Raw genomic sequence first — 11230 nt, forward strand, 5'->3', positions numbered from 1 at the left:
ACCCACCACCTTACCCGCCCTCACGGCAGCGGGGGCAGCGGACGCCGGTGAAGCCAGGCGGAGAAGAGGTCGTCCAGCGGGCGGCCGGCGCCGCGGGCGGCGAGCGCGGTGAAGTCCTCGGTGGTCACCGAGCCGTGGCGGTGCCCGGCCGTCCACTCGCGCAGGGTCCGGAAGAACGCGTCGTCGCCGGTCGTGCGCCGCAGCGCGTGCAGCGTGAGCGCGCCGCGCTTGTAGACGTAGTCGTCGAAGAGGTGCCGCGGCCCGGGATCGGCGAGCACGAGGTCCTGGGATTCCCTGGCCAGCCGCGCGTGCCATCGGCGGGCGTGCTCGGCCGCGGGCGCCCCGCCCGACCTCTCCGACCACAGCCATTCGGCGTAGGAGGCGAAGCCCTCGTGCAGCCAGATGTCCCGCCAGTGCGCCACCGTCAGGCTGTTGCCGAACCACTGGTGCGCCAGTTCGTGCGCGACGAGCTGCTCCTCGCCCCGTTCCCCGTCGAGATGGTTCGCCCCGAAGATCGACATTCCCTGCGCCTCGACGGGGATCTCCAGCTCGTCGTCGGCGACCACGACCGTGTACGCGCCGAAGGGGTAGGGGCCGAACAGCTCGGAGAACGCCTCGATCATCTGCCCCTGGCGACCCAGGTCGTGCAGCACCCGCCGTTCCCGCGCCGCGGGGAAGTGGACGTGCTGTGGGACGTGGCCGTCCAGTTCCACGGACCGGTACCGCCCGATCTGGACGCTCGCCAGGTAGGTCGCGGTCGGCTCGTCCTGCTCGTACACCCAGACGGTGTTCGCGCCGGCGCGGCGCCTGCCGGTGAGCCGGCCGTTCGCGACGACGGTGTAGGCGGACGCCGTGGTGACCGTGATCCGGTAGCGGGCCTTGTCGCCGGGCCGGTCGTTGCAGGGGAACCACGACGGCGCGCCGGTCGGCTGCCCCGCCACGATCGATCCGTCGGTCAGCTGCTCCCAGCCGAGCCCGCCCCAGTGGCTGCGGACGGGCGACGGGTTGCCGGTGTAGCGGACCTCCACGGTGAACGCGCCCGGGCCGGCGGGGCGCGCGGGCGTCACGGTCAGCCTGCCGCGCCGGTGCCGGAACCGCGCCGGGCTCCCGTCCACCAGGACCCTGCCGATGCGGAACGGCCCGAGGTCGAGCGCGAACCGGTCGAGCCGCGCGCCGGCCGACGCCGACAGCCGCGCGGTGGCGCCGAGCCGGTTGGGGCCGACCCGGTAGTCCAGTTCGAGGTCGTAGGCGCCGACGGAGTAGCCGTCGTCGCCGTGGCCGGGGAAGTACGGGGCGGGGCGGGTGTTCACGGACGGTGGGGTCCCTCGGGTCGTCGTTCGGTGTCGTCCCGGCCGGTGCCGCCCGGGGTCCAGGCCGCGATCGGGTTGCCCAGCCACCGGGTGCCGGCGGGCAGCTGCTCGCCGCGCATCACCAGGGACGCGGGTCCGACCGTGGTGCCCGCCCCGACCGAGGCCGCGGGCAGGATCACCCCGTTGGAGCCTAGCGTCGCGCCGCGCTCCAGCACGACCGCGCCGACCCGCATGATCCGGTCGTGGAACAGGTGGGTCTGCAGTACGCAGCCCTGGTTGACGCACGCGCCGTCGCCGAGCCGGACGAGGTCGGCCTCCGGGAGCCAGTACGTGGCGCACCAGACGCCGCGTCCGATGCGGGCGCCGAGCGAACGGAGCCAGAGGTTGAGCGGGGCGGTGCCGAGCCACGGCTCGGCGAACCACGGCGCCGCGAGGACCTCGACGAAGTTGTCGGCCAGCTCGTTGCGCCAGACGAACGAGCTCCACAGGGCCCGGTTCCCGGGCGTGATCCGTCCGACGAGCGCCCATTTCGCCGCGGTCGCGACGGCCGCGGCGAGGACGCCTGCGGCGGTGAGGACGAGCCCCGACAGGAGCGCGGCGACGCCGAACCCGCGGGCGGCGGCGAGACCCTCGAAGGCGGCGGCGGCCAGGACGCCGACCGCGACGGTGCACATCGCCGGCACGACGCGGCACGCCTCGACCGCCGCCCGCGCCGCCCTGAGCCGGCGGGGCGGCCGGTACGTGCGGGCCTGGTCGGCGGTGTCGGCCCTGCGGTTCAGCCGCACCGGCGGCATGCCGAGGTAGGACGCGCCCGCCTCGGCCTTCTTCGGCGCCGCCGACAGGACGCCGATCAGGCCGCCCTTGGGAACCTTGCGGCCGGGGCCCGTCATCCCCGAGTTGCCGAGGAACGCGCGCTCGCCGATGCGGGCCCGCGCGATCCGCATCCGCCCGCCGCCCAGTTCATAGGCCGCGACCATCGTGTCGTCGGCGAGGAACGCCCCGTCGTCGACGGAGGTCATGGTGGGCAGCGCGAGGACGGTCGAGGCCTCCACGTCCCGGCCGACGCTCATGCCGAGGGCGCGCAGCCACGCGGGCGTGAGGACGCTGGCGTACAGCGGGAAGAGCCATACGCGCGCCGTCCCCATCAGCCGGCTCGTGGCCCACGCCTGCCATGCCTGGCGGCTGTGCACCGGGTGCTCGCCTTCGCGCAGCCCGAGGCCCAGGAGCCGCACGCAGACCAGGGTGATCGACGCGAACGCGGTCATGCCCGCGAGCGTGGCCAGGGGCACCGAGAGCAGGGCCGCCGCCAGGGCGCCGCCCAGGCTCGCCGTGCCGTGCACGAAGAAGCCGAGGACGGCCAGCCCGGGTACCGCCGCGATCAGCGGCAGCAGGCCCAGCCCGAGCGCGGACACCGCGTACGCCAGCGTCCAGCGGCGGCGCCTCGGCGGCCGGACGGTGTCGCCGTGCCGCTTGACCTTGCCCTTGCGGACGGCGGGGGCGCCCGCCCAGCGCTGCCCGGCCGGGACCCGGCCGGTCACCGCCGCGCCCGCCGCGACGTGCGCCTTCTTCCCGACGCGGGCGCCGGGGAACAGCACGGCCCGCGCGCCGACGACGGCGCCAGCGCCGACGCGGATCTCACCGACGTGCAGGACGTCGCCGTCCAGCCAGTGTCCGCTGAGGTCGGCCTCGGGTTCGATCGCCGCCCCGCGCCCGAGCCAGAGCATGCCGGTCACGGGCGGCGGGGAGTGCAGGTCGACGTCGGCGCCGATCCGGGCGCCGAGCGCGCGGGCGTAGAAGGCGAACCAGGGCGCGGCCGACAGTTCGGCGGCGCCGAGGCGGGCGGCGAGCTGCTCGGCCGTCCACAGCCGCAGGTGGACGGCGCCGCCCCGCGGATGGGCGCCGGGCCGCAGCCCGCGCAGCAGGAGCCGCGCGCCGGCGGCGGCCAGGGCCATCCTGCCGGGCGGCGCGACGAACAGCGTCGCGCCCGCGAGCACGGCCCACCATGACACGCCCGGCACCCACGGGAACGCGGCCGGGGCGTAGCGGGCGGCGAGGTTGCCGAGGGCGGCCAGGCCGACGGCCCACCGCATCGCGCCGAGCGTCAGCAGCGGGATCATCAGCAGCGCCTGGACGGCGGACGCCCGTACCGGCACCGGCCGCACGGCGCGCGCGGGCGCCGGCTCCGCTGCCGCGCCCAGCGGCTCCCCGTCTCCGAGGTGGGCGGCGAGGCCGCGCAGTGTCGGGTTCTCGTAGACGTCTCCGACGGCCGCGGACGGATGGCGCGGCCGCAGGGCCGACACCAGCCGCGCCGCCGCGAGGCTGCCGCCGCCGAGTTCGAAGAAGTCCGCGCCGGGGGCGGCCGGGGCCTCCCCCAGCACTTCGGCCCACCTGGCCGCCAGCCACTCCTCGGCACCGCTGAGCGGTTCCGCGTCCGGGTCCGTGTCCCTGTCCGCCGCGTCCGGGTCGCCCGCCGCGGGCATCGGCCAGGGCAGCGCGTCCCGGTCGACCTTCCCGGACGTCCGCGTGGGAAGCGTCTCCACGCAGACCAGGCGCGGCACCAGCGCGGCCGGGAGCACCTCCCTCAGCCGGTCGCGCGCCCCGGCCGGGTCGAATCCGTCCCCGGTGACGAGGTAGCCGACGAGGAGCCGGTGACCGGCCGGGGTCGCGCGGACCGCGGCGGCGGCGCCGGTCACGCCGGGCAGGGCCTGGAGCGCCGCGTCGACCTCGCCGAGCTCGATCCGGCGGCCGCCCAGTTTGATCTGGTCGTCGGCGCGGCCGACGAAGACGAGGCCGGCCGGGTCGGCCTGGACGAGGTCTCCGCTGCGGTAGGCGCGGTCCCAGCCGAGGGACGGCAGCGGCGCGTACTTCTCGGCGTCCTTGGCGGGGTCGAGGTAGCGGGCGAGGCCGACGCCGCCGATGACGAGCTCGCCGGTCTCGCCGGGGGCGACCGGGGCGCCGGCGGGGTCGACGACGGCGAGGTCCCAGCCGTCCAGCGGGAGGCCGATCCGGACGGGGCCGGCGCCGCCGAGCGGGGCGGCGCAGGCGACGACGGTCGCCTCGGTGGGCCCGTAGGTGTTCCAGACCCGGCGTCCGGGGACGGCCAGGCGCGCGGCCAGCTCGGGCGGGCACGCCTCGCCGCCGAAGATCAGCAGCCGGATGCCGTCGAGGGTCTCGGGGGGCCACAGCGCCGCGAGCGTCGGGACGGTCGACACGACCGTGATGCCCCGCCCGGCGAGCCAGGGGCCGAGGTCGGCGCCGGTGCGCACGAGCGAGCGCGGCGCGGGCACCAGGCAGGCGCCGTGCCGCCAGGCCAGCCACATCTCCTCGCAGGACGCGTCGAACGCCACCGACAGTCCGGCAAGGACGCGGTCGGACTCGTGCGCCGGGAACAGCCGCGCCTCGGCGTCCACGAACGCCGCGGCCGCGCGGTGCGGGACGGCCACGCCCTTGGGCCGGCCCGTCGAGCCGGACGTGAAGATGATCCAGGCGTCGTCGCCGGGTTCCGGGCGGCCGGTGCGGCCCCCGGGAACCGCGCGGAGGGCGACCTCCCGGTGCTCTCCGATGACCGCGCAGACGCCGGCCTCGCCGAAGACCGCCGCGGCGCGCCCGGCCGGGTCGTCCGCGTCGACCGGGACGTAGGCGGCGCCCGCGGTGAGGACGGCGAGGATCGCGATGTACAGGTCCGCGGTGCCCGAGGGGACGCGGACGCCGACCCGGTCGCCGCGTCCGATCCCCGCCTGCTCCAGTTCCTTGGCGAGGACGGCGACCTCGGCGCGCAGGCCCTCGTAGTCGAGGCGGGTGGAGCCGTCGTCCAGCGCGGGCGCGTACGGGTGGCGGAGCGCGGTCGCGTCCAGGACGTCCAGGAGGGTGCGCTCGGGAGGCGCGCTCCGCGACCGGTAGACGGCGTGCTCGGATTCGGCCGTGGCACCTGAAAGACGAAGTGGACGCAACATTCCCCCGGTGTCCAGGCGGCCGGCGGCCGCTACGTCCGGGGCACCGTGTCGTCGCTCCGTCCCACCGGAGCCGGTGCGCCCTCGCCGCCGGGCGGCGCGCCGCTCGCGCCACCGGGGATCTCGCCGATCCCCGCGATCGCGCTCCGGCCGGGGCCTTGTGGGCCGCGGGGGCGCGAGTACCGCTGATCGGGACACTCTACTCGATGGCCGTGAAAGCCCCCGGGCGGCGCTGCGTCTTGCCGGGCCGCACGGGGTGTGTGACGTTGGGCGGCATGGTGATGCTGAGGGGAGCGGCATGTCGGCGGTGAGCGGGCGGACCGCGCTGGTCACGGGAGCCTCGTCCGGCATCGGCGCGGTCGTCGCGCAGACCCTGGCCGTGGCCGGGGCGCGGGTCGGGCTGGTGGCGCGGCGCGAGGACAGGCTGAGCCGGGTCCTCGCCCGGTGCCGCGAGCACGCGCCCGGTTCGGCGATGTGGGTCGCCGACCTCGCGGACCTGGACGGGATCGCCGGTCTCGCGGCGGCCGTCGAGCGCGAGTTCGGCGGTGTGGACGTGCTGGTCAACAACGCGGGGATGCCGAAGCGGCGCCGCGTCCAGGACCTGTCGCCCGCCGAGGCCGAGGACGTGATGCGCCTGAACTACCTGTCCCCGGTGCGGCTCACGCTGGCGCTGCTGCCCGGGATGATCGCGCGCGGGAGCGGGCACCTGGTGGCGGTGGGCTCGGTCGCGGCGCGGCTCGGACCGCCGCACGAGGCCGCCTACTCGGCGTCGAAGGCGGCGCTCACCGCGTTCTGGGAGAGCATGGCGGTCGACCTGGACGGCACCGGCGTGCAGGTCCACGTCGTGCAGCCGGCGCTCATCGCCGGCACCGAGCTGTTCACGCTGCCCGGCAACGAGGAGCCGCTCAGCGACGTCTCCGAGGCGCTGCCGGCGCAGGAGGTCGCCGACGCCGTCCTGGACGTCGTCGGGAAGGGGCGGTTCGAGGAGTACGTGCCGGGCTGGTTCACCGAGATGGCCTCGGGCAAGGCCGCCGACGTCGACGCGTTCGTCGCGGGCGTCAAGGAATGGACGCGCGACCGGCTAGAGTGACGCTCCAACGGTGATCCATGTCACATGAGCCGAGGTGCGGATGGCTGCTGCGGAGGGGCTCCGGATCTCCGGCGTGACGGTGCGGTTCGGCGGGCTGACGGTCCTGGACGGGGCCGGGCTCACCGCGCCGCCCGCCACCGTCACCGGCCTGGTCGGGCCGGACGGCGCGGGAAAGACGATTCTGTGCGACGTCATCGCGGGGACGCGGCGCCCGGCGGCGGGCACCGTCCGGCTGGGCGACGCGGACCTGACCGGCAGCACCGCCCGCGAGCGGGCCCGGCGCGGCATCGCCCGCACGTCGCAGAGCTCCGGCCGGGAGGGTTCGGTGACCGTCCGCGACAGCGTGCGGGCCGCCGCCGCGAAGCACGCGATGACGCGGCGGTACCCGGGGCGGACCGCGCGGGACCGGTGGCGGCTCCGCATGGACGCCCGGCGGGACGCGGGCGCGCGCGCCGACGAGCTCCTCGCCCGCGTCGGCATCGAGGAGCACGCCGGCCGGTGCGCCCGCACGGCGCCGCCCGGCGTCGCGCGGCTGCTGGAGGTGGCGCGGGCCCTGGCCGCCGAACCGGCGGTGCTGCTCCTGGACGAACCCTGGTCGGGCCTGCCGGTACCGGACGCGCGCGCCCTGGAGGTGCTGCTGCGCGACCTGGCGGCGGACGGGCCGGCGGTGCTGGTCGCCGAACGGGAACTGGAGCGGGTGCTGGGCGTCTGCGACGTCCTCCACGTCCTGGACGGCGGCAGGGTGATCGCCGCCGGCCCGCCCGCCGAGGTCCGCGCGGACGCGCGGGTGAGGGACGCCTGTCCGGCGGACGCCGCCGTCACCATGTGTCGATCCAGCGGCGGCGGTCCGCGAGCGGCGGCGCGGACCCGAACGCCGTGGTGATCCAGCGGCGGGTCCCGGCCGGGTCGATGACGTCGTCCAGCTCGAAGACCGTGGCCGCGTTGAGCGCCTTCCCGTGCTCGTAGGCGGCGGCGACCATCTTCCCGAACAGCGCATCCGGGTCGTCGGCCTCGGCCAGCTCCTTGCGGAACCCGAGCCGGACCGCGCCCTCCAGGCCCATGCCGCCGATCTCGCCGGTGGGCCACGCGACGGTCGCGAGCGGCGCCTTGAACCCGCCGCCCGCCATGGCCTGCGCGCCGAGCCCGTAGCCCTTGCGCAGCACGATCGTGACGACGGGGACGCGCAGGTTGGCGCCGATGACGAACATGCGGCTGAAGTGCCGGACGGTGGCGGTCCGCTCGGCGTCCGGGCCGACCATGAAGCCGGGGGTGTCGCACAGGGACACGACGGGCAGGCCGTGCGCGTCGCACAGCTGCAGGAAACGGGCGGCCTTGTCGGCGGCGTCGCGGTCGATGGCGCCGCCGAGGTGCGCCGGGTTGCTGGCGATCAGGCCCATCGGGCGTCCCTCGATCCGCACCAGCGCGGTGATGATCCCGACTCCGAACGCGCGGCGCAGCTCCAGCACCGACCCCGTGTCGGCGAGGTGGGTGACCGCGCGGCGGACGTCGTAGGCGCGCAGCCGGTTCTCGGGGACGACGTGCCGCAGGATCCGCTGGTCGCCGCACGTCCACTCGTCCCGCGGCCCCTGGAAGTAGGACAGGTAGCGGCGGGCCGCGTCGACGGCCTCGGCCTCGTCCTCGACGGCGATGTCGACGACGCCGTTCGGCTCCTGGTCGCCGATCGGGCCGATCTCCTCGGGCGCGAACACGCCGAGCCCGCCGCCCTCGATCATCGCGGGGCCGCCCATGCCGATGTTGGCGTCGCGGGTGGCGATGATGACGTCGCAGCAGCCGAGCAGCGCCGCGTTCCCGGCGAAGCAGCGCCCGGACGCGATCCCGACGGACGGGACGGCGCCGCTGAGCCGCCCCATGGCGTGGAAGGTCGTCACGTCCAGGCCGGACACCGACGAGGTGTCGGTGTCGCCGGGCCGTCCCCCACCGCCCTCGGCGAACAGCACCAGGGGCAGGCGGCGGCGGCGGGCGATGTCGAGCATCCGGTCGGTCTTGCGGTGGTTCTGGTAGCCCTGCGTCCCGGCGAGGACCATGTAGTCGTAGGACATGACGACGGCCTGCGCGCCGTTCACGTCCCCGACACCGCAGACCATGCCGTCGGCGGGGGTGCGCTCGATCAGGTCCTCCAGGGACCGGCGCTGCCGCTGCGCCGCGATGGCGAGCGCGCCGTACTCCGCGAACGTGCCGGGGTCGCACAGGTCCTCGATGTTCTCCCGGGCGGTGCGGTGCCCCCGCGCGTGCCGCTTGGCGACGGCCTCGGGCCGGGACGCGTCCAGGCCGAGCCCGTGCCGGCGCAGCGCCTCGGCGAGGTCGGCGCGGATCTCGCCGAGGTCGGCCCCGGCGTCCTCGGCGGCGTGGTCGCCGGCCACCTCGGCGGGTTCGACGAACAGCAGCGGGGCGCCCTCGGCGACGGTGTCGCCGGCCGCGGCGGCGACGCCCGCGACGATGCCCGCCTCACCCGCGCGGACGACGTGCTCCATCTTCATCGCCTCAAGGATCAGGACGGGCGCCCCGGCCCGGACGAGGTCGCCCTCGGCCACCTCGACGGCGACGACCGTGCCCTGCATCGGCGCGGGCACCGCGACGGTGCCGGGCGGCGCGTCCGGCTGCGCGGCGGGGACGTCCGCCTCCTCCCGGACGGTCCCGACGTAGTAGCGGCGGTGCTCGCTCTCCAGCAGCTCGGGCAGATGGTCGGCGATGAAGGACGTGTCGAAGCCGCCGGAGGTGAACCCGGGATGCCGCAGGACGCCCTGCAGCAGCGGGATGCTGGTGGCCACGCCCGCGACCTCGAACTCGCCGAGCGCGCCGTGCGCGCGGGCGGCGGCGGACGGGAGGTCCTCCGCGCGGGCGATGACCTTCGCGAGCAGCGGGTCGTAGCGCGGGCTCGTGCGGTACCCGGCGTATCCGTGGGTGTCGACGCGGACGCCGGGCCCGGCCGGCGGCGCGAACGCCGTCAGCGTCCCCGTCCGCGGGCGCGGGGTGCCGTCCGCGTCGAGCGTCTCGGTGTTGACCCGCACCTGGACCGCGCAGCCCGTCGGGCGCGGCGGCCCGCCGCCCAGGCCCACGGCGGCGAGGTCCTCCCCCAGCGCCAGCCTGATCTGCGTCTTCACCAGGTCGACGCCGGTGATCTCCTCGGTGACGGTGTGCTCGACCTGGAGCCTCGGGTTGACCTCCAGGAACCAGAACTCCTCGCCGGTCACCAGGAACTCGAACGTGCCGATGCCGTCGTAGCGGACCCGGGCGGCCATGCGGAGCGCCGCGTCCAGCAGCGCGTCCCGCACGCCTCCCGGCAGCGCGGGCGCGGGCGCGACCTCGATCAGCTTCTGGTGCCGCCGCTGGACGCTGCAGTCGCGCTCCCACAGGTGGACGACCGCGCCGGTCCCGTCGCCGGCGGACTGCACCTCGATGTGGCGGGCGCGCGGCACGTACTTCTCGGCGTACAGGCGGCCGTCGCCGAACGAGGCCAGCGCCTCCGACCGGCACCGCTCGTACGCGGCGGCCATGTCACCGGGATCGGTGACGGCGCGCATCCCGCGTCCGCCGCCCCCGGCGACGGCCTTGAGCATCACCGGACCGTGCTCGCGGGCGAACGCCTCCGCTTCCGCGAGGTTCACCGGGCCTTGCGTGCCGGGCGTCACGGGCACGCCCGTCTCCCGGGCGAGCGCGCGGGAGCGGGTCTTGTCGCCGAACAGTTCGAGCAGTTCCGGGCGGGGGCCGGTGAACGTCAGCCCGGCGGCGGCGCAGCGCGCGGCGAACGCCGCGTTCTCGCTCAGGAACCCGTAGCCGGGGTGGACGGCGGTGACGCCCGTGTCCTTGGCGGCGGCGAGCAGCGCGTCCGCGTCGAGGTAGCCGGCGACGCCCTCGCCGGGCAGCGCCCGCGCCTCGTCGGCGCGGCGGGTGTGCGGCGAGGCGGCGTCGTCGCGGGTGTGCACGGCGACCGTCCGCAGGCCCAGCTCCGCCGCGGCCCGGACGACCCGGAGCGCGATCTCTCCCCGGTTGGCCACAAGGATTCCGCCCACCCGGTCCTCCTCACCTCACTTGGCCCGACGGGGCCCCACTCTAGAGAGGCGGGCGGGGTGCGGCGCGTCCGGGCTTGTCCGGCCGGTCCGGCGGCGCGAGCGGCCGCGATGGCCGTCCTCGCGCCGCGCCGGTGACCGGGAGCGGCTCCCGAGTGATAATGGTGCGGTGGGGCCGCCACCTCACGATCACCCCTCCGGAGGTACACGACTCATGGGCACCGCCGGCCGCTCCGTGCGCGAGTCCCTGCTGGACGCCGCCGCCGACCTTCTGGTGGAGCGCGGCTACCGCGGCGTCCGCATGCAGGACGTCGCGGCTGCCGCCGGGGTGAGCCGGCAGACCGTCTACAACGAGTTCGGCGACAAGTGGGGCCTGGCCCAGGCGGTCGTGATCCGCGACAACGAACGCTACCTCGACGGCATCGACGCGGTGCTGTCCGAGCACGACGACCTGTACTCGGCGGTGACGGCCGCGGTCATGTTCACCCTGGAGATGTCGGCGGACGACCAGCTGAAGAAGGCGGTGCTGACCGGCGCGGGCGGCGACGAGCTGCTGCCGCTGCTCACCACGCAGGCCGAGCCCGTGCTGTTCACCGCCAGCGCCCGCATCGCCGAGCACGGGCTGCGCCACTGGCCGGACCTGGACCGCGCCGCCCTCACCGAGATCGCCGACGCGGCGGTGCGGCTGACGATGAGCCACATCATGCTGCCCTCCGGCCCACCGGAGCGGTTCGCCCACTTCGTCGCCCGGATGGTGACCCGCTACATGGCCGTCCCCCCGAAATCGGCTGGCACGGGCACCGGCCCCCGCGCTATCGTGTGACCGCCTCGCGGCTGCTGAACCCGAGGACG

6 protein-coding genes are annotated in these 11230 nt (G+C 76.1%); 3 read left to right on the top strand and 3 right to left on the bottom strand.

Annotated features, from left to right (window positions below; genetic code table 11):
- Positions 1-20: 20 nt before the first annotated feature.
- Both ACGFK0_RS20220 and ACGFK0_RS20225 read right to left on the bottom strand, forming a co-directional pair.
- On the bottom strand, positions 21-1310 hold the full coding sequence (locus tag ACGFK0_RS20220; protein ID WP_392906738.1) for a M1 family metallopeptidase: 1290 nt from the start codon (positions 1308-1310) through the stop codon (positions 21-23).
- Positions 1307-5263, bottom strand: a complete 3957-nt coding sequence (locus ACGFK0_RS20225; protein ID WP_392906739.1) for a Pls/PosA family non-ribosomal peptide synthetase — start codon at positions 5261-5263, stop codon at positions 1307-1309. Before ACGFK0_RS20225 ends, ACGFK0_RS20220 begins: the two co-directional genes overlap by 4 nt.
- Positions 5264-5558: 295 nt before the next feature.
- On the opposite strand from ACGFK0_RS20225, the gene ACGFK0_RS20230 reads away from it, so the two are divergent.
- Both ACGFK0_RS20230 and ACGFK0_RS20235 read left to right on the top strand, forming a co-directional pair.
- The gene (locus ACGFK0_RS20230) at positions 5559-6350 is read left to right on the top strand and encodes an SDR family NAD(P)-dependent oxidoreductase (RefSeq protein ID WP_392906740.1); all 792 of its coding nucleotides are present in this window, start codon (positions 5559-5561) and stop codon (positions 6348-6350) included.
- 40 nt (positions 6351-6390) lie between these two features.
- Complete coding sequence (locus ACGFK0_RS20235) at positions 6391-7233, top strand: ABC transporter ATP-binding protein (protein WP_392906741.1); 843 nt, start codon at positions 6391-6393, stop codon at positions 7231-7233.
- Here the strand turns inward: ACGFK0_RS20235 and ACGFK0_RS20240 are convergent.
- Positions 7169-10381 carry a carboxyl transferase domain-containing protein gene (locus tag ACGFK0_RS20240; protein ID WP_392906742.1) on the bottom strand — a complete coding sequence of 1071 codons (3213 nt, stop codon included), beginning with the start codon at positions 10379-10381 and terminating at the stop codon, positions 7169-7171. The two genes, ACGFK0_RS20235 and ACGFK0_RS20240, sit on opposite strands and share 65 nt — an antisense overlap.
- Before the next feature lie 211 nt (positions 10382-10592).
- Between ACGFK0_RS20240 and ACGFK0_RS20245 the strand changes: the two genes are divergently transcribed.
- Positions 10593-11201 (top strand): TetR family transcriptional regulator, encoded by a 609-nt coding sequence (locus ACGFK0_RS20245; RefSeq protein ID WP_392906743.1) that lies wholly within the window; start codon positions 10593-10595, stop codon positions 11199-11201.
- Positions 11202-11230 lie beyond the last annotated feature (29 nt).

This window comes from Spirillospora sp. NPDC048823 (assembly GCF_043198445.1).
Classification (GTDB): domain Bacteria; phylum Actinomycetota; class Actinomycetes; order Streptosporangiales; family Streptosporangiaceae; genus Spirillospora.